The organism is Dolichospermum sp. LEGE 00240 (assembly GCF_015207875.1).
GTDB classification, from domain to species: domain Bacteria; phylum Cyanobacteriota; class Cyanobacteriia; order Cyanobacteriales; family Nostocaceae; genus Dolichospermum; species Dolichospermum gracile.
This window is the reverse complement of sequence record NZ_JADEVZ010000090.1, coordinates 1-18115: the sequence shown is the minus strand read 5'-3', so window position 1 is coordinate 18115 and position 18115 is coordinate 1. Positions and strand designations below refer to the sequence as shown.

The window sequence follows — 18115 nt, the reverse complement described above, 5'->3', positions numbered from 1 at the left end:
GTGGGGGAAGTGGGGGAAGTGGATGAGGTAGGGGAGGAATTTCTTTCTGACAACTGACAACTGACAACCAACAACTAACAACCAACAACTGACAACTAACAACTAACAACTGACAGTGGCGACAAAGATGCGAGAATATGAATAGATGTTAAAAAGTAGATTTAGTTAATCCCCATATATCACATAGGTAGCTTCATGTCCACAACCACAGTCGCCCCCGAACAGGTTAATCGCATTGTTGGGAATCAACATCACGATCCCTTTGAAATTCTGGGTTCTCATCTCATAGAGCAAAATGGTAAAACTGTATGGGCTGTGCGAGCCTACCTCCCAAATGCCAGCGCCGCTTATGTAGTAGTTCCAGAGGAACGAAAAGAATACCCAATGGACACAGTGCATCATCCTCATTTTTTTGAATGCACCATTGAAACCACAGAACTGAAAAATTATCAGTTACGCATTAAAGAAGGAGAACATGAGCGGGTAGTTAATGACCCTTATGCTTTCCGTTCTGCCCACTTAACAGAATTTGATCTACATTTGTTTAGTGAAGGCAACCATCACCGCATTTACGAAAAATTAGGAGCGCATACCACAGAAGTAGATGGTGTCAAAGGCGTTTATTTTGCCGTTTGGGCCCCCAATGCCCGCAACGTTTCCTTATTAGGAGATTTTAACCTGTGGGATGGACGCAAACACCAAATGCGGAAAGGACATACAGGCGTTTGGGAATTATTTATTCCCGAAATCGGTGTAGGAGAACATTACAAATACGAAATTAAAAATTTTGAAGGACATATTTACGAAAAATCAGATCCCTACGGTTTCCAACAAGAACCCCGGCCAAAAACAGCATCTATCGTTACCGACTTAAATTCCTACACCTGGAAAGACGAAGACTGGATGGAAAAGCGGCGACACAGTGACCCCTTGAGTCAACCCATTTCTGTGTATGAAGTACATTTAGGTTCTTGGTTACACGCCGCTAGTGCTGAACCTGCCAAATTACCCAATGGGGAAACCGAACCTGTAGTTGTCGTTTCCGAACTCAAACCCGGTGCGCGGTTTCTGACTTATCGGGAACTAGCTGATAAACTCATTCCCTATGTCAAGAAATTAGGATATACCCATTTAGAACTGTTACCCATTGCCGAACATCCCTTTGATGGTTCTTGGGGTTATCAAGTGACTGGTTACTATGCTCCCACATCCCGGTTTGGTACACCCGAAGACTTTATGTATTTTGTGGATGAATGCCATAAAAATGGTATTGGTGTCATTGTAGATTGGGTTCCCGGTCACTTCCCCAAAGATGGTCATGGTTTAGCTTTCTTTGATGGTAGTCACTTGTATGAACACTCTGATTCTCGCAAAGGTGAACATAAAGAATGGGGGACTTTAGTATTTAATTACAATCGCCATGAAGTCCGTAATTTCTTGGTAGCTAATGCCCTATTCTGGTTCGATAAATACCACATTGACGGAATTCGTGTTGATGCGGTCGCTTCCATGCTCTACCTTGACTACTGCCGAAAACCAGGAGAATGGTTGACTAACGAATACGGTGGTCGGGAAAATTTAGAAGCAGCGGATTTTTTACGTCAAGTTAATAGCTTATTGTTTGGTTATTATCCTGGTGTGCTTTCCATTGCAGAAGAGTCCACATCTTGGCCAATGGTATCTTGGCCTACCTATACGGGCGGATTGGGCTTTAACTTAAAGTGGAATATGGGCTGGATGCACGATATGCTGGACTACTTCAGCATGGACCCCTGGTTTCGCCAGTTCCATCAAAACAATATTACTTTCAGTATGTGGTATAACCACAGCGAGAACTTCATGTTAGCTCTGTCCCACGATGAAGTGGTACATGGTAAGAGTAATATCATCGGCAAAATGCCCGGTGATGAATGGCAGAAGTTAGCTAATATCCGCTGTTTGTTTACTTATATGTTCGCTCATCCCGGCAAGAAAACCATGTTTATGAGCATGGAATTTGGTCAGTGGAGTGAGTGGAATGCTTGGGCTGATTTGGAATGGCATCTATTACAGTATGAACCACACCGACAGTTAAAGGATTTTTTCCAGTCTCTTAATCATTTTTACCGTTCTGAACCAGCTTTATACACTCAAGATTTTGACCAAGCAGGATTTGAATGGATTGATTGTACTGATAACCGCCATAGTGTAGTTTCCTTTGTCCGTCGTGACAAAAATTCTGACGATTTTATGATTGTGGTTTGTAATTTTACACCTCAACCATATTCTCACTACCGTATTGGTGTGCCAGAAAAAGGCTTTTATACTGAGTTGTTCAATAGTGATGCCCGTCAGTATGGCGGTAGCAATATGGGCAATTTAGGTGGTAAGTGGACTGATGATTGGTCTTTGCACAATCGTCCTTATTCCTTGGATTTGTGTTTACCTCCTTTGGGCGTATTAATGCTGAAGCTGGATAAACAGAAATCTGCACAGGTGATGGAATAATCCTGTAGGGTGGGCATTGCTCACCCTATATTGTTTTTACAGCACTGCCCGGTATTATGAAGTATAAGAACCCCACCCCCAACTCCCTCCCCGCAAGCGAGGAGGGGGCTATGATGTAACTCATATCACTGGAAACCGTTTTATTGTTTTTATGATTTAGAGGGGAGGGTCATTCAATAGCTGCTGTGTTGAGTTGACAAGTTGATCATGAGTCTGACGTTGTTGTTTGACAGTGGTTAAAGTCTGAATAATGGGAGTTAAACAACGTTTTGCATCTTCATATCCTCGTTGTTTGAGTTCGGTAATTCGTCAAAACTGAAGTCTAACCAACTATCAATTAAGCCGATAATTTATGATTATTGTTTTCGTTTTGGAGTAATTAAACTCAATATGTATATGACAACTCCAACAAATCCTAATTCGTTCTTTAGCCATTTCCAAAGTTGTCTACTATTACGAATATTTTGCAAATCCTGTAGGTAATTCTCAAAATTTCGCACAGCAATCATTTGTTGTTTAGTAGATAATAACTCCTCTTGTAAATTCCTTAGTTCTAAACGAGTATTTTGTACCTCTTGAAACAAAGTTCTAATTTGTTTTAATCCTCCCATTTGTGATACAAGAAAGTTGAACTCTCGAAGAATATCTTGGGCTTTTGTAACTTCTTGATTATATGTATTAATCTCATCTTCTAATTCTTGAATCTTCAATTTTGTAGAGGAATATATTTGATCAATTTCTTGTTTAATTTTTGCAGATTTATTGAATAAGCTTTCTGATGTTTCAAGATATTTTTGTGCTTTTAAGTATGTTTGCTGAGATTCTTCTATTAATATTTGTGTTTCCTTTTTTACATTATTTACATTATCTAAAAGCAAATTGAGTTCTTCTAAAAAAGTTCCGCTAATACCAATTTCTTCAAGTTGCTTTGGTATTTCTTTTAAATTATATAAAGTTTGTTCAACCGCTTTTGCTTCTTGCAAGTGATTAGATGTTCTATCTTGAGTTCTTTTAACAGTTTCTTGTGCTTTCAAAAGTTCTTCAGAACTGCGGTCAATTCTAGCAATTAGCGTATTAACTTCATTGACTTTTTTGACTTGTTGAAGAGTATTTTCTGCTCTTTCTATAGACTCATGAATAACTTCAGCTAGTTTCTCAAGGTCTTGAGCAATTTGTAGGTCTGTAGGTCTATTTGGATTCATAACTTATCTATACTCCTTAATTTTATTGATAGCAGCATGACAAAGCAAAGATACTAACGAACCATCTTGCTTTATAATTTCTTTTCTAAATGGATAATCTTCAGGAATACTAATTCCTATTTTCATTCGCACTCGCGCAGCTTCATATATAAGTTGTTTTCTCTCAAGTTCATTGGCAATTTCTAATATTATACGTTTACATTCTTGAGGATCTATTTTCTGTAATAGAGATGCTTCTTCAACTGCATCCCAATAACTACCTAAAGCCCTCAATAATAAACATCTTAGCGGTATGCGATCACTATCACTACAGATTTGATCAGGTTGCAATAAATCTAACTCCTGTAAAATATTTTTATGCTGCTGATTAGCTAAATATTTAATGCTTGTATTTTCAATTTCTGCTAATTGTGTATGGTTAATTTTTGTCAATCTTAAAGCAGCATAAGTATCCCAATAAATTTTGATAGGTTCACTGCTTAAACTTTGATAAATAATATGACAAACTCCTTCTATATTTCTCAATATTTGTTCTCCATTAGCAAACTCTGTTATCCATTTTAAAGGCTCATCTATATTTGAAATCTGGATAGGTTCACATTTATTAAATTTATCTCTGCCAATTCGATTAATTTCCTCCGTAGTAGCAATTACAAGAAGTCTATAACGAGGTCTAGTAAAAATTGTGTACCAACTAGTGGCTTCCTCAAAAGATGGTTTTCCCTCTCCACCCAATACACAAAAAGCAACACAACCATCAAACTCTCTTCCTTTTGCTTGTTGAACATTTAGATAATCTATCCCAGGAAGGTTTTTGTATTTTTCGGGAATATCTTTACAAATTACTTTAACTCGACTAGAAATTTCTCTAAGCAAAGAACGCTGATTTGAATTAGATGTATTGATAATTTTTTTGCTTAATTTAGTAAGAATTTGTAGTGCTTGTTCTTCTGAACTAAATTCTAAAATTTTTACACGCTCTCCATTCTCAAAAGCGTCTTCTGGATTACTTGGTTGAGGTAAATGTCTTCTTCCTGAATTTGCTTCTTGTGCAAAAGAATGAAAAATATTGGCAAATTCTATAATAGATTTTGTATTGCGATAATTGTATCTGAGTGAGTTGGTTCTAGTTAGTTCTAATTGTCCCCAATCAAAATCAGTGGGCATAATATTTTGATTTTTGTCTCCTAGCAGCCAGAGAATAGAATTATGATTATAATCAACCTGCCATCTTTCCAGCATTTTGATAATGGTTCTGATTTCAGACATTAGATAATCTTGAGCTTCATCCAAGATAAACAGTGTTGTATTTTTTGTATTTTTTATATTTTTTATATTTTTTCCATATGCTGTTGTGGATAAAAAGTACCTTATTAAGGTATTAGAACCTAATCTCACAGTCCAATTCAAAAAATATGTTTGCCAAAATGGATTACTTCTTGAAGGATGAGCTATTTCTGTAATTGTATATACTCCCTCTATCCAACTTGTTGTATTTCCCAATTTATCTTTCCATTTAGATAAGTTAATCTTTTCTCTCAAATATTCTATACGAGATATATTTTCATGATAATTTGGATGTTTAGATTGGTAAACTTTATTTTTTTCCAGAACAAATGCTCTGAATAAAATTAAATCTCTGTATGGAATTAACTCATCTCTAGAAATAGCGTGAACTCTTTGAGCTTCTGCTTGTAAAGCCTGTAATTCCTCTGAAGATGTTGCAACTAGCTGATATAATTCAGGTGCAGATTGACAAAGCCATTCTGCAAAACTACCAACAAAAAAATTAGATTGTTGATCCTCTAAAATTTCTTTAATTTTAGTAAACTCTTTAACATCAGAACATAAAGCTTCAGGAAGAATTAAAACAACGTTACAGTCATGATTTTTATAAAATTCACTTCCTATCACAGCAGCACATACAGTCTTACCTGTGCCTGGTGCGCTTTGCAATAAAAAACTATTAATGTTAGTAAGTTCTGAATATCTAGAATATGAATAACTTGTCAATGTTTCTGATAATTGGTAAAAGAGTTTTATCTGCTCTTGAGTAAGGTGAGGTGAATATAAATAAGCACCATAAATGAATTGATACCATGAATAAGTCTTATTGACATTAAAATTAAACGTTGGTATATCTTCTACTTGGCTTTCTTCAATTCCCATGAAATTAGCTAAGGTGTATGTTGGGTTTCTATCTCTATCTTCGATAACTCCCTGGTAAACATCCTTTCTTAAACCTGCCTTAATTACTAAAATTTCCTGGGAATTTATCTGTTCCCAAATAACCCTCACATCACCCTGCTTAGTTCTGCATAAATTTGTATAGCCTTTTAACTTCCGACAATCTCCAAGATTCCCCCGACTCATTTGTTTTAAAATTTCTGCTACAGTCTCAGAATACTGGTGTGAAAGCTTCTGGATCTCTCGAAAAGCAGCACGCACAATTCTTATAGCAATATAACCAGGGACATTCGGCTTCAGCGTTTGAGAATCCATCGGTTTTTACTCCACACCCTAATAAATCCACTACCGTAAATTTTCCCTTGACACCAAAGATTATACAAATAGTGAAAATACGGAAGCAACGCCTTTACATATTTCTTATTGTTTCTTGTCGTTACGGGTAAATTATGCTAGTAAAGCGCAAATTATCTGAGGCATTTAAGATAGCATTATTGATGACAAATTAATATAAGTATTGAGCCATAGATGCGATCGCTTAAAGTTAATTTATGGCAAAATGCGATATTACTTACAAGAAACCTACCTCCAACCCCGCAAGCAAGCGATGAGGGGGCTTATGACTGTATCTCATGCGAGTGCATACCGATATAATGATTGCAATGAATTATAATAATAATGGTTCAGAGGATTATAAATATGAGTGTAGTTATTCCTAATGAAATACTAACCACAACTCGCATGAATGAAGAGGAAATGAAACGAGAAATTGCGATTATGCTGTTTCAAAAAGAAAAGTTAACTCTTGCTCAAGCTAGTCGCTTTGCTGGTATGAATCGTATAGCATTTCAACATTTACTCGCAAGTTATCAAATCCCTATTCATTACGGAGTAGAGGATTTTGAACAAGATATCAAGAATTTGCGGGAGATGGGTAGACTGTGATTGTTGTCAGCGATACTTCACCCATTAATAATCTTGCAGCTATTAACCAGCTTCACTTATTACAACAGCTTTACGGAACAGTTCTAATTCCTGAAGCCGTTTATCAAGAATTAACTGATCCTGATTTTCCCGTAGCGGGTGCAAAGGAAGTACAAACTTTTACTTGGATTCAAATCCGTGCAGTTGAAGATCGGACTTTAGTAGAAGCCAAAAGTCAAGGTTTCATTTCTACTGTTAAACCTCTGTTAGATGATCTTATTAATAAAGCAGGATTTTGGGTTGCTGAACCTTTGTATAAAAGTGTCTTACGGCTAGTTAATGAAACAAAGTAAAATCAGGTCAGAAGATTATGGGTAATTATTTAATCATAGATGCGATCGCTTAAAGTTAATTTATGGCAAAATGCGATCGCCAGGTAAAATGCACAGGTTAACACTTAGTTTCTAGTCTTACACAAACATTACATAGCTTGAGAATATCAGCCTATAAATTTTCTCAACAAAAGCACCCACCACTAGATATAATTTTCTGTAAGTTGAAAAAAACATTAAGATTAGCGTAAAAATTACATTAAAATAAAGATTACGCTTCTATTAAACTGACTAGCTAAATACCCAAATTAGGAGGAATATATATGGCTCTCGTACCAATGCGGTTGCTTTTAGATCACGCTGCTGAACACGGTTACGGTATCCCCGCTTTTAACGTCAACAACTTAGAGCAGATTCAAGCAATCATGAAAGCGGCGGTGGAAACAGATAGCCCCGTAATCTTACAAGCTTCTCGCGGCGCTCGTAACTATGCCGGGGAAAACTTCCTCCGTCACCTGATTTTGGCTGCGGTAGAAACCTATCCTGAGATTCCCATTGTCATGCACCAAGATCATGGTAATGCTCCTTCTACCTGCTATTCAGCTATCAAGAACAACTTCACTAGCGTCATGATGGATGGTTCTTTGGAAGCTGACGCTAAAACCCCTGCCAGCTTTGAATATAACGTTAGAGTTACCAGCGAAGTTGTTAACGTTGCTCACTCTTTGGGTGTCAGCGTTGAAGGTGAATTAGGCTGTTTGGGTTCTTTAGAAACCGGCGCGGGTGAAGCTGAAGATGGTCATGGTTTTGAAGGTACTCTTGACCATTCTCAATTGTTAACAGACCCCGATGAAGCTGTTAGCTTTGTAGAAGCAACTCAAGTTGATGCTTTGGCTGTGGCTATCGGTACAAGTCATGGTGCTTACAAGTTTACTCGTAAGCCTACAGGTGAAATCTTGGCTATTAGCCGCATTGAAGAAATTCACCGCCGTTTACCTAACACTCACCTGGTAATGCACGGTTCTTCTTCTGTACCTGAAGATTTATTGGCACTCATTAACCAATATGGTGGTGCTATTCCTGAAACCTACGGTGTACCTGTAGAAGAAATCCAAAAAGGTATCAAGAGTGGTGTGCGTAAGGTGAATATTGACACCGACAACCGTTTGGCTATTACTGCGGCTGTCCGTGAAGCTTTGGCTGCTAATCCCAAGGAATTTGATCCTCGTCACTTCCTCAAACCTTCTATTAAATATATGCAAAAGGTTTGTGCTGACCGTTATGTACAATTTGGTACTGCTGGTAACGCAAGCAAGATTAAGCAAGTTTCTTTAGAAGATTTTGCTGCTAAGTATGCTAAAGGCGACTTGGTAATGAGAGCGGCTGCTAAGGTTTAATCTTTTTCAGTCATAAATTAGGGTATAGCATGGCTATGCCCTTACAAGAATAAACTGGGTGGCGTTAAAGTCTCCTGGTTTTATTAATTAATGTGATAGACTTAAGTGATAGCAGTAAATAAGGCTATTTGTATGACTACCAATTTACAATCTACATCCTTGAGTAGTTATCTTTATAATCAGGATTATTGTTTATGGCTAGAAACGACAGCTAAGTTATTGCGTAATCATCAATTAGATCACGTTGATTTTGAGCATTTGATTGCAGAAATAGAGGACATGGGGAAAGAGAAAAGACGTGAACTTAAAAACCGACTCATAGTTTTACTCATGCACTTACTCAAGTACCAATATCAATCTGAAAAACGTTCTTCTAGTTGGGTGAGGACAATTTGGGAACAGTTTTATCAAATTGAATCTTTATTGGAGGATAGTCCTAGTCTCAAACCTTATTATTTAGAACTATTTTCTGATTGTTATTTAAAAGCTGTTCGCGCTGCTAGTACGGAAACTAAATTATCTATTCAGATGTTTCCTGTTGACTCTCCTTTTCTGCCTTTAGATGTCATTAATTCTGATTTTATAATTACGCTGCTTAGTCAGGAGAAAATTTAATTTTTATTTTTCGTTCAATTAGTCTAATTGTTATTAGCTAAACCCAAATTTAGTTCATGTTCATTGTGTATTTTCATATATCTTCTATAATATTTGTATCAAGTCCAGTCACTTGCAGCCTCACCAATTATTCCTTCTATTTCTTCCAAAGTTTTAGGTTTCATGCCTTTTCTGTGCAAAATTCCAGATAATTTTTGAATAGGTATATTGAGAGGAATAAGTTTAACTATGCCATTTCCATCAATGATAAAATCAACTTTACTTCCTGTACATAAATTTAGATAGTCCCTAATTTCTTTAGGTATAGTTACTTGCCCTTTTGTAGTAATTGTTGCGTTAGCCATTATTACTTTAACCCCTTACTTGAAAATATACTCAAAAAGGTTAAAAATTTAACTTTTTCCAAAAAACTTAATCATTCTCAAGCAATATACCTAATCGGGCTATTGGGGAAAAAAGGCCAAAAAATAGGGGGAAGTTGAACTTTCCCCCTGTTTATTATTGTGATGATCATTTGGCTTTTGATTTTCTTTGAGTTTCTGTCTGAGCATTTGCCTTTGTTTTTTCAGTTGGCGTTTTCTCGCAGAACCACCTCGACCTTTATCGTTTCTGCCTTCTCGACGTGGGGATTCCCAGCGTTTTAGTCGCATAGTTTTTATTGGTAAAGTTTCACGATGTAGTTCTACAGTAACATAGTTTTTGCTCAATGGCTACTGTATTTTGCCGTAGAGAGAAAATATTTAACTTTGCTGAATATGACTATGTAACATGACCAAGGTTTCTGCTAATTGACTCAAGCGATTTTCTAGGTCTTGTTTGCGTCCTAAGAGTTGTCGTAATCTTTGGTGACGTGCGATCGCTATACTAACACTAGGAACTTGTTCAACTGGACAGGGACGAGACCACACTTGACCGGCTGTATCTACTCCACATAATCGGTAGTCAGTGTGTAGTGGTTTATAAGATTCTTTTTCACTACTAGCACAGATTTCTTCGACATAGTTCATCAGGCGCTCTACTTCTGCATGGCGTAATGTGGCTGTTCCTACTGTTTCTGGTTCTTGGACATTAGATTCCAACCAACCATTAATAATTGGTCCCTCTAAATAAATATCCTGAATTTGCTGTATTATTTTTTGTAATTCTAGTTGCCAATCAGCTACTTTGTCTTGAATTTCTTGGAGCATATTCATAGCCAGTGCTGGGTTAGCGCCGTGACGATGATTGCTAAAGGATGGAGTTTTAAATTTCGGCAGAGTTGGCGTTTTTTCTCCATTTTCTTGGGCTGGAAAGGCTGAAACGGAACTATGCTGAGGAAATAAATTTGCCTCTGGAGTTGTATGACTAACTGAATCTGCGTCTACGTTACTATGACGGGGTTGGGTTGTCTTTTGGGAATTTTCTGGAGATTCCTGGGGACGGATACTAATGCGAAAGGAAAAGGAACGTTTGCTTTCCTCACCTGATTCTGTGGTGACATCATCATTGCGAGTTTTTAAATCATGCAGCGTTGCTTCGATCCGTTTTAACCCTGGTTTCATAAGCATATCCTCAAATTTATGGTCTTTAGCAAGAAAGAATTCAGGAGTACAGAAAGGTGTTGATTTTGGGGATACTTGATTTAACTCGTGTATTCTTCCTGATGAAACATTATATTATCAAATAATGGGGAAAATAATTTTGGTGACAGGTGCAGCCCGCTCTGGTAAAAGTGAATGGGCGGAAGATTTGGCGATAAAGTCGGAAAAAAATGTTGTCTACATTGCCACAGCTACACAAAATCCTGATGATCTGGAATGGCAAGAACGCATTCAAAAACATCAACAACGCCGTCCTCAAGATTGGATAACTCTTGCTGTGGCTAGAGAACTGACTGCTGCTTTGGCTCAATCTCAGGCTGATACTTGCCTGTTGGTGGATTCTTTAGGAACTTGGGTGGCTAATTTTCTGGAGGAGGAGGATTTAGTTTGGGAAAATATTGTGGGGGAGTTTCTGGACATTCTGCCGTTGGTGGCTGCTGATGTCATATTTGTAGGGGAAGAAACAGGTTGGGGTGTAGTTCCAGCTTATCCTCTAGGGCGCAAATTCCGCGATCGCCTGGGCGCTTTAGTGAGACAATTAGGGGCAATCTGTGAACCCGTTTATTTGGTGACAGGTGGTCATGCCTTGAATTTGAGTTTATTAGGTGTAACATTACCAGCAAGTAAATAGGGGACTGGGTGGGGGAGTAGGGGAAGTAGGGGGAATATTTCTTCCCAATGACAACTGACCAATGACAACTGACAACTGACAACTAACTAATGACGCTAGAATAGGTCTTAAAGTGAAAATTCATTAATTCTAAATGTTTACCATTGACTTAAGCATCAGAAATACTGCTTTCCCCATATCAGTACAACGTAAGTCTACTGAAGATGCCGAGGCTGTTTATCAGCTAATTTTGGCGGCAATGCGTACTGGAAATCCTGATATTGTGGAACTCAAGTGCGAAGGCAAAACAGAGAAAAAAATTGCTGTCCGTGCTAGTGAAATTTCGGGAGTCCAGATTATCCAAAAAGATAGTGCGGCTACTAGCACTGGTAGAGCGCCTGGCTTTGCTGCTTTTACTGCTGAATAACACAAGGTATAAACATGACAGCAGTAGGCATTGAAGTTAATAATTTAAACTTCTTTTGGCCTAATGGGGAGCAAGTAATCAAATCTTGCTCTCTTCAAGTACCTAAAGGTGAGTTTTGGATGCTTCTGGGGACAAATGGCAGTGGTAAATCTACACTTCTGAGATTAATAGCGGGTTTATTAGCTCCTCAATCTGGGGAAGTTAAGATTTCACCTGCTGTTGGTTTTGTATTCCAAAATCCTGATCATCAATTGGTAATGCCAACGGTTGGTGCTGATGTGGCTTTTGGGTTGGTGGCAGAAAAGTTACAACCTGCAATGGTGAAGGCTAGGGTTGAGGAAGCTTTGGGGGCGGTAAATTTATTGTCTCTTCAGCGACGACCTATTTACGCCCTTTCTGGTGGACAAAAACAACGGGTAGCTATTGCTGGAGCGATCGCTCGTCATTGTGATGTTTTATTATTAGATGAACCTACTGCTTTACTAGATCCAGATAGTCAACTCGATTTAGTGGCTAGTGTTCGTAATCTTGTTAAGAGTCGTGGCATTACAGCATTATGGGTAACTCATCGCTTAGAAGAGTTAAATTACTGTGATGGTGCTTTTCTATTGGAAAAGGGTTGTTTAGTTGATTCCGGTGAAGCGGAACGTCTCAAACAGCGCTTAATTCAAGTACATCAATAGGTAGGAGGTAGGGGCGCAGGGCCTGCGCCCAGTCAGGAGTTCAGGAGTCAGGATGAAGAAGGAATAAAAATCCTAATTTTGAGCAATACAATCGAGAGGGCGGGGAAACCCCGCCCCTACTGAAATTATTACATTTAATTAATTATGAATGAAGCTTTATTTAGTGTTGAAAATCTCCGTGTAGCTTATCCTCAACGTGGTGAAGAAGTGGCAAGCTGGGCGGTTGATGATGTATCTTTTATTATTCAACCTGGGGAAAAAATGGGATTGGTGGGAGAGTCTGGTTGTGGAAAATCTACGATTGGACGAGCAATAATGCGTTTATTGCCTAATTCTAGTCGCACGGAAGGATTAGTTAAATTCCAGGGGCAATCTGTATTGGATTTAACACCATTGCAAATGCAAAAGTTTCGTGGTGAAGCAGTGGCTTTGATTTTTCAAGATCCCATGACTCGCCTTGACCCGTTGATGACAATTGGCAATCATTGTATTGAAACTTTAGAAGCTCATGCACCGGAGTTATCCAAACAGCAAGCGAAAGAAAAGGCTTTAACGATTTTGGAAAAGGTGAAAATTCCCGCTAGTCGTTGGAGTCAATATCCCCATGAGTTTAGTGGGGGAATGCGTCAACGGGTAGCTATTGCTTTGGCTTTGTTGTTGAGTCCTAAGTTAATTGTGGCGGATGAACCAACGACAAGTTTAGATGTGACTGTTTCTGCTCAAATTCTCCAAGAACTAACGCGATTGTGTGGGGAAGAAAACATGGGATTGTTGTTAATTTCCCATGATTTAGCAATGGTAGGGGAATATTGCGATCGCATCGGAGTTATGTATCAAGGTAAAATGGTGGAAATGGGGAAAACGGCAACTGTATTTGCTCATCCTCAACATGAATATACTCAATCTTTATTAAAAGCAGCTTTACATATTCAAGCAGTAAAAGGTAATGGGGAATTGGTAATTGGTAATGGGAAAGAAAGTCAATCACCCATTTTAAAAATTACAGAACTCAAGCAACATTACACTATAGAACCGAATTTTATTGAACGGATATTTAAAGGAGAAGGACAAACAATTAAAGCCGTAGATGGCATTAATTTAGAATTGTATGCTGGGGAGATTTTAGGCTTAGTGGGAGAATCTGGTTGTGGGAAAAGTACACTTTCGAGAACCATCTTACAATTGATTAGTCCCACATCGGGAAAAGTCGAATTTTTAGGACAGGAATTAACCAGTTTGTCCCGTCAAGAAATCCGTTCTTCCCGCAGACAAATCCAAATGATCTTTCAAGATCCTCATGCTTGTTTAAATCCAGCCATGACGGTAGGACAAAGTATAGGAGATCCTTTATTAATTCATAATTTAGCTAATACCCAAAAAGCCAAAGAACAGGTTTTATGGATGTTGGAAAAAGTGGGATTAACCCCAGCAGAATTATATTATCACCGTTATCCATCCGATTTATCTGGGGGACAACAACAACGGGTAGCCATAGCCAGAGCTTTAATTACTCGTCCCAAACTGATAATATGTGATGAACCAGTAAGTATGTTAGATGCCAGCGTGCAAACACAAGTTCTTGATTTGATGTTACAACTCAAAGCAGAATTTGATTTAACCTATTTGTTTATTACCCATGATTTGTGGTTAGCAAGATTTTTGTGCGATCGCATCGCCGTAATGAATGGTGGTAAAATAGTAGAACTAGGACAGACTAAACAAATCTTTGCCCACCCCCAACATCCCTACACCCAAACCCTTCTCGCTGCTGCACCTCTCCTCGCAAAAGCGTGACAGTAGGGGCGGGGTTTCCCCGCCCTTTCAGGATTTCCCCGCTTTCAGGATTTCCCCGCTTTCAGGATTTCCCCGCCCTTTCAGGATTTCCCCACCCTTTCAGGATTTCCCCGCTTTCAGGATTTCCCCGCTTTCAGGGTTTCCGAAGTCAAGAGAAATAATAAAATCACCAATCACAAAAGTAATAAATGTCTAAAAATTCACCCCCTAATTTTTATAAAACAAATACCTATTCCGCAGACAAATGGCAAGAGAGAATAGCACAAGTAGCATATCGCTTTAATCGCCAATATGAAAATCAGAAATTTGCAGTCCCAGACGAAGTTCAAGAAATGCCAATATATCGGGAATGGATTAATGGCAGATTAAATGAAAGAATAGTTTCACCCTTTTGGGAAATTGCTCAACCTCAAAAAAACGAACATTGTTTAGATATTGGTTGCGGTGTCAGCTTTTTAATCTATCCCTGGACAGGTTGGCAAGCATTCTTTTATGGGCAAGAAATTAGTAATATTGCCAGAGATACTCTTAATTCTCGTGGTTCGCAATTAAATTCAAAATTATTCAAAGGTGTAGAACTAGGACCATCTCACCATTTAAACTATCCTGAAAATCAATTTGATTTAATAATTGCCACAGGATTTAGTTGCTATTTTCCCCTAGAATATTGGCAAGCTGTTTTAGTCGAAGTCAAACGAGTATTAAAACCAGGTGGACATTTTGTCTTTGATATTCTTAATTCCCAACAGCCTTTAGCAGAAGATTGGGCTGTGTTAGAAACTTATTTGGGTGCAGAGGTGTTTCTCGAACCTGCTACAGAATGGGAAAAAATCATTAAAGCTGGGGGTGCTAAAATAGTCAAAAGACAATTAGGAGAATTATTCGAGTTGTACAAAGTCCGGTTTTAAGATATAATCAGCAAGTATATAGGTAAGTATTCAGCCGTCAGCTATCAGCAAGAATTGAATTGACAAGCATTCCGAATATTAATTAGGCATTGCTGAATTAAAGGATGAAATTCCCTTGAACCGTTAAAACTCTTACCTTCGCGCCTTTACGACTTGGCGTGAGACTAAAATTCATACCCTGAATGATCCTGTCAGCCCAAATTTTTGAAAATGTCGCCCTAAATCTGGAACTCTAACCTTGACCTTTGGTGAATCTGGAGATAACACAGGGGAAGTTTGTGCCTGAACATAGATTGACCCAAGGCTAATAGTGATTATAGCTGTAAATGCCAGACCGAGCGATCGCCAAATAGGAAACAAGATTTTTCTCCATTGAGATTTAAAGACAATCAACAAAAAACCTGATAAATTTTCCGGTGAGAGTGTATTATTTGGAAATATTTTATCAAGAATTTTGCCCAAATAGCCGCAATGATGATCCGCCATGCCATAGAATCTGATTTACCCGCCATTGTCGCCATTTACAACGCTGCTGTTCCTAGCCGCATGGCTACCGCTGATTTAGAACCTGTGTCTGTGGAAAGTCGTATGGCTTGGTTTCAAGGACGAGTCCCTTCAAAGTTTCCCCTGTGGGTACTGGAAACCGAAGGTGTAATTGCTGGATGGTTAAGTTTTCAATCATTCTACGGTAGACCAGCTTACTATTCTACAGCGGAAATTAGTATTTACATTTCCCCAAATTTTCAAGGACGTGGTTTGGGAAAACAACTTTTAGAAAAAGCCATTGAGGAAAGTCCCAATTTAGGTTTAAAGACGTTAGTTAGTTTTATTTTCGCCCACAATCAACCCAGTTTAAAGTTATTTGCCTGGTTTGGATTTCAAGCTTGGGGGAATTTACCGAAAATTGCTGATTTGGATGGAGTGGAACGAGATTTGATGATTTTGGGTCTGCGGGTGATGTAGGAAAAATTCAGGATTCAGATTTAAAAATAGCTTACCTTCAAATAAATCAACCCAACCTTTCCCTCAACCACAAAGCCAACAAAGGCATAGCTAACCGATAACCATGTTCAGCATCATAAATTAAACCCTTATGCTGTAACCCAGTTAACGCACCTTGTAGACTCCCACCCCGTGAAAGTCCATGCTTTTGAATATACTCCTTACTCTGAGGTTTGTCAGTAGGATCAATAGCCAAAGACTCTAATAAATGTACCTGATTTGCCGGTAACAACATCAGCAAAGATTCATAAGTCATAGATAAATCTTTCAGTAATCCTGCTATAGCCTTTTGCACATCTTCCTCCCTAATTAACCCATCTGCACAACGGGACGCAGATAACCGCCGAATAATCGCCATCCCATCTCCAATATGTCCCTGCACTGCCTCTAGAAATAGCTGTAAGGCTTGACTATGACAATCAAAGGTGAAACCTTGCGTATGTAAGATTTCCCTCGCCCACAAGGCGACAACGTCCTTAGCTAAAGGGGCTAATTGGATAGTTTCTATCGGATAATTAGTATCATCTGAATGTTGGCTAGACTCAGCAATCGTGGCTATCAACACATAACTAACATGAGGATAGGCCTTAACTTCCTTTCTAAATGTAGTTTCCCACAAACCATGACGATCCCAAGAACGAATATGGGGAAAACTCTGTAAAATCAGTAATATTCTTTGACTTAAATCAACCGCCATTATTTCTAATAAGTCTAACAAATTAGCGAAAGCTTGCCATAATTGTTCCTGTTCCAAAGAACGAACTATTTTTAGTTGATTTTCCGAATTAAAAGTAAAAAATGCCGAAGTATTTTCCTTCAACCAATTTTGAATTTTTTCCGCTTCCCAGTTTTGACTAATTGCTTCCGCTAATAGTTGTACAAATCTCTCCGCTTCCGTAGCGCGAATACAGTCTATTTCCAAGATAACTGTATTCACCTCCTGCGCTGCACCTTTCACTAAAGTACGTCTTCCACTACCAGGAACTCCAGTAATTAACAAATCACCATCTTTTGCCAGGATTTCAATAATCCGCTGAAATTCTACAGAACGCCCAATTAATTGTAATGAAGTAGACAAATTTAAATTCACTCAGTTCTCGCTTTTGCGTAATATATTATAATAAGTATAGGAATAATATTTGATTTATGAAAAGATACGTAGGGTGCGTCAGACCGCATAAATTTTATCAATAAACAGATTTGTAATATCTGACGCACCCTACAATACCTAATTTTTTTCAAAAATCAAATATGAGTTCTATATTAAGCTAAATTTCAAGGCAAATATGGTTAGTACAATCACTAAACCAAACAATATTACCCCAGCAACTACCCCCGCAGAACAGCGAGTAGTTTTCCACAATATCAGTTGGCAAAATTATCAGCAAATTTTAGCAGCATTAGGGCAAAGTCGTTCTTCTCGACTTATCTATGATCAAGGGACATTAGAAATTACCATGCCTTTAGAAGAACATGAAAGTGCTACCAGATTGATTGAACTATTCATCCGCATTTTGGTAGAAGAAAGTGGGTTAAAAATTAAAACAATGGGTTCAACCACCTTAAATCGTGATGATTTACAAAGAAGTGCTGAACCCGACAACTGTTATTACATTCAAAATCAACCTCAAGTAGTTGGAAAAAAAGTTGATTTAAACGAAGATCCACCACCAGACTTGATTGTAGAAGTAGATATTACTCACACTGACATAAATAAACTCCAGTTTTATGCCAGCATGGGTGTACCAGAATTTTGGCGGTATAACGGTGAAGTGTTGCGAATTTATCAACTTCAAGATCATCAATATATTGAAATGGAAAAAAGTCCCACATTTTCTATAATTACCAAAGAAAAACTTTATCAATTTTTGCAAGATTGCCAAATAGATGAAGTACAGGCTAGTAAATCTTTTCGTACTTGGGTACAACAGGAAATACAAAGTTAATATATCCCCACCCTAATGGGG

General features: G+C 38.2%; 19 protein-coding genes. 12 read left to right on the top strand and 7 right to left on the bottom strand.

Translation table 11 applies throughout. From position 1 onward, the window contains the following. Positions 1-195 precede the first annotated feature (195 nt). Positions 196-2487 (top strand): 1,4-alpha-glucan branching enzyme, encoded by a 2292-nt coding sequence (gene glgB, locus IQ226_RS21895; RefSeq protein WP_193898899.1) that lies wholly within the window; start codon positions 196-198, stop codon positions 2485-2487. Between the two features lie 356 nt (positions 2488-2843). On the opposite strand, the gene IQ226_RS21890 is transcribed toward glgB, so the two are convergent. Next, positions 2844-3689: a hypothetical protein gene (locus IQ226_RS21890; protein ID WP_193898897.1), complete on the bottom strand. Its 846-nt coding sequence runs from the start codon at positions 3687-3689 to the stop codon at positions 2844-2846. Between the two features lie 3 nt (positions 3690-3692). After that, a complete protein-coding gene (locus IQ226_RS21885; protein WP_193898895.1) occupies positions 3693-6191 on the bottom strand; it encodes a hypothetical protein in 2499 nt (832 codons plus the stop codon). A 384-nt stretch (positions 6192-6575) separates the two neighbouring features. Between IQ226_RS21885 and IQ226_RS21880 the strand changes: the two genes are divergently transcribed. The 4 genes from IQ226_RS21880 (at position 6576) to IQ226_RS21865 (ending at position 9144) form a co-directional block, all read left to right on the top strand. After that, positions 6576-6821: a UPF0175 family protein gene (locus tag IQ226_RS21880; RefSeq protein ID WP_053540774.1), complete on the top strand. Its 246-nt coding sequence runs from the start codon at positions 6576-6578 to the stop codon at positions 6819-6821. After that, positions 6818-7153: a DUF3368 domain-containing protein gene (locus IQ226_RS21875; RefSeq protein ID WP_193898894.1), complete on the top strand. Its 336-nt coding sequence runs from the start codon at positions 6818-6820 to the stop codon at positions 7151-7153. The genes IQ226_RS21880 and IQ226_RS21875 overlap by 4 nt, the downstream gene beginning before the upstream one ends. A 302-nt stretch (positions 7154-7455) precedes the next feature. Further along, on the top strand, positions 7456-8529 hold the full coding sequence (fba, locus tag IQ226_RS21870) for a class II fructose-bisphosphate aldolase (protein WP_193898892.1): 1074 nt from the start codon (positions 7456-7458) through the stop codon (positions 8527-8529). A gap of 132 nt (positions 8530-8661) precedes the next feature. Continuing rightward, positions 8662-9144 (top strand): DUF29 domain-containing protein, encoded by a 483-nt coding sequence (locus tag IQ226_RS21865; protein ID WP_193898890.1) that lies wholly within the window; start codon positions 8662-8664, stop codon positions 9142-9144. A 98-nt stretch (positions 9145-9242) separates the two neighbouring features. On the opposite strand, the gene IQ226_RS21860 is transcribed toward IQ226_RS21865, so the two are convergent. The 3 genes from IQ226_RS21860 to IQ226_RS21850 form a co-directional block, all read right to left on the bottom strand. Next, complete coding sequence (locus IQ226_RS21860) at positions 9243-9488, bottom strand: AbrB/MazE/SpoVT family DNA-binding domain-containing protein (protein ID WP_193898888.1); 246 nt, start codon at positions 9486-9488, stop codon at positions 9243-9245. Positions 9489-9587: 99 nt separating this feature from the next. Further along, on the bottom strand, positions 9588-9794 hold the full coding sequence (locus IQ226_RS21855) for a hypothetical protein (RefSeq protein ID WP_193898901.1): 207 nt from the start codon (positions 9792-9794) through the stop codon (positions 9588-9590). A gap of 90 nt (positions 9795-9884) precedes the next feature. Then, the gene (locus tag IQ226_RS21850; protein ID WP_193898886.1) at positions 9885-10685 is read right to left on the bottom strand and encodes a hypothetical protein; all 801 of its coding nucleotides are present in this window, start codon (positions 10683-10685) and stop codon (positions 9885-9887) included. Positions 10686-10809: 124 nt separating this feature from the next. On the opposite strand from IQ226_RS21850, the gene cobU reads away from it, so the two are divergent. From cobU to IQ226_RS21825, 5 genes are all read left to right on the top strand, one after another. Beyond that, complete coding sequence (gene cobU / locus IQ226_RS21845; protein WP_193898884.1) at positions 10810-11355, top strand: bifunctional adenosylcobinamide kinase/adenosylcobinamide-phosphate guanylyltransferase; 546 nt, start codon at positions 10810-10812, stop codon at positions 11353-11355. Positions 11356-11488: 133 nt separating this feature from the next. After that, positions 11489-11761, top strand: coding sequence for a hypothetical protein (locus IQ226_RS21840; protein ID WP_193898882.1), 273 nt, complete (start codon positions 11489-11491; stop codon positions 11759-11761). Between the two features lie 14 nt (positions 11762-11775). Beyond that, a complete protein-coding gene (locus IQ226_RS21835; RefSeq protein ID WP_027403184.1) occupies positions 11776-12444 on the top strand; it encodes an ABC transporter ATP-binding protein in 669 nt (222 codons plus the stop codon). A gap of 144 nt (positions 12445-12588) precedes the next feature. Beyond that, entirely contained in the window at positions 12589-14238 is a 1650-nt protein-coding gene (locus tag IQ226_RS21830; RefSeq protein WP_193898880.1) for an ABC transporter ATP-binding protein, read from the top strand. Positions 14239-14426: 188 nt separating this feature from the next. Next, a complete protein-coding gene (locus tag IQ226_RS21825; RefSeq protein ID WP_193898878.1) occupies positions 14427-15146 on the top strand; it encodes a class I SAM-dependent methyltransferase in 720 nt (239 codons plus the stop codon). Between the two features lie 171 nt (positions 15147-15317). Here IQ226_RS21825 and IQ226_RS21820 read toward each other — a convergent pair whose 3' ends face one another. Next, complete coding sequence (locus IQ226_RS21820) at positions 15318-15632, bottom strand: hypothetical protein (RefSeq protein ID WP_193898876.1); 315 nt, start codon at positions 15630-15632, stop codon at positions 15318-15320. On the opposite strand from IQ226_RS21820, the gene IQ226_RS21815 reads away from it, so the two are divergent. Further along, entirely contained in the window at positions 15618-16109 is a 492-nt protein-coding gene (locus tag IQ226_RS21815; protein ID WP_193898874.1) for a GNAT family N-acetyltransferase, read from the top strand. The two genes, IQ226_RS21820 and IQ226_RS21815, sit on opposite strands and share 15 nt — an antisense overlap. 46 nt (positions 16110-16155) lie before the next feature. On the opposite strand, the gene IQ226_RS21810 is transcribed toward IQ226_RS21815, so the two are convergent. Then, entirely contained in the window at positions 16156-17238 is a 1083-nt protein-coding gene (locus IQ226_RS21810; protein WP_193898872.1) for an ATP-binding protein, read from the bottom strand. Between the two features lie 196 nt (positions 17239-17434). Between IQ226_RS21810 and IQ226_RS21805 the strand changes: the two genes are divergently transcribed. Then, the gene (locus tag IQ226_RS21805; RefSeq protein ID WP_193898870.1) at positions 17435-18094 is read left to right on the top strand and encodes a Uma2 family endonuclease; all 660 of its coding nucleotides are present in this window, start codon (positions 17435-17437) and stop codon (positions 18092-18094) included. The last annotated feature ends 21 nt before the right edge of the window (positions 18095-18115 follow it).

Coding starts and splice junctions, on each gene's coding strand:
- IQ226_RS21885 (WP_193898895.1), bottom strand. CDS start 6,191: ATGGATTCTCAAACGCTGAAGCCGAATGTCCCTGGTTATATTGCTATA.
- IQ226_RS21805 (WP_193898870.1), top strand. CDS start 17,435: ATGGTTAGTACAATCACTAAACCAAACAATATTACCCCAGCAACTACC.
- IQ226_RS21855 (WP_193898901.1), bottom strand. CDS start 9,794: ATGCGACTAAAACGCTGGGAATCCCCACGTCGAGAAGGCAGAAACGAT.
- IQ226_RS21850 (WP_193898886.1), bottom strand. CDS start 10,685: ATGAAACCAGGGTTAAAACGGATCGAAGCAACGCTGCATGATTTAAAA.
- IQ226_RS21830 (WP_193898880.1), top strand. CDS start 12,589: ATGAATGAAGCTTTATTTAGTGTTGAAAATCTCCGTGTAGCTTATCCT.
- fba (WP_193898892.1), top strand. CDS start 7,456: ATGGCTCTCGTACCAATGCGGTTGCTTTTAGATCACGCTGCTGAACAC.
- IQ226_RS21825 (WP_193898878.1), top strand. CDS start 14,427: ATGTCTAAAAATTCACCCCCTAATTTTTATAAAACAAATACCTATTCC.
- glgB (WP_193898899.1), top strand. CDS start 196: ATGTCCACAACCACAGTCGCCCCCGAACAGGTTAATCGCATTGTTGGG.
- IQ226_RS21880 (WP_053540774.1), top strand. CDS start 6,576: ATGAGTGTAGTTATTCCTAATGAAATACTAACCACAACTCGCATGAAT.
- IQ226_RS21860 (WP_193898888.1), bottom strand. CDS start 9,488: ATGGCTAACGCAACAATTACTACAAAAGGGCAAGTAACTATACCTAAA.
- IQ226_RS21865 (WP_193898890.1), top strand. CDS start 8,662: ATGACTACCAATTTACAATCTACATCCTTGAGTAGTTATCTTTATAAT.
- IQ226_RS21815 (WP_193898874.1), top strand. CDS start 15,618: ATGATGATCCGCCATGCCATAGAATCTGATTTACCCGCCATTGTCGCC.
- IQ226_RS21840 (WP_193898882.1), top strand. CDS start 11,489: ATGTTTACCATTGACTTAAGCATCAGAAATACTGCTTTCCCCATATCA.
- IQ226_RS21835 (WP_027403184.1), top strand. CDS start 11,776: ATGACAGCAGTAGGCATTGAAGTTAATAATTTAAACTTCTTTTGGCCT.
- IQ226_RS21820 (WP_193898876.1), bottom strand. CDS start 15,632: ATGGCGGATCATCATTGCGGCTATTTGGGCAAAATTCTTGATAAAATA.
- IQ226_RS21890 (WP_193898897.1), bottom strand. CDS start 3,689: ATGAATCCAAATAGACCTACAGACCTACAAATTGCTCAAGACCTTGAG.
- cobU (WP_193898884.1), top strand. CDS start 10,810: ATGGGGAAAATAATTTTGGTGACAGGTGCAGCCCGCTCTGGTAAAAGT.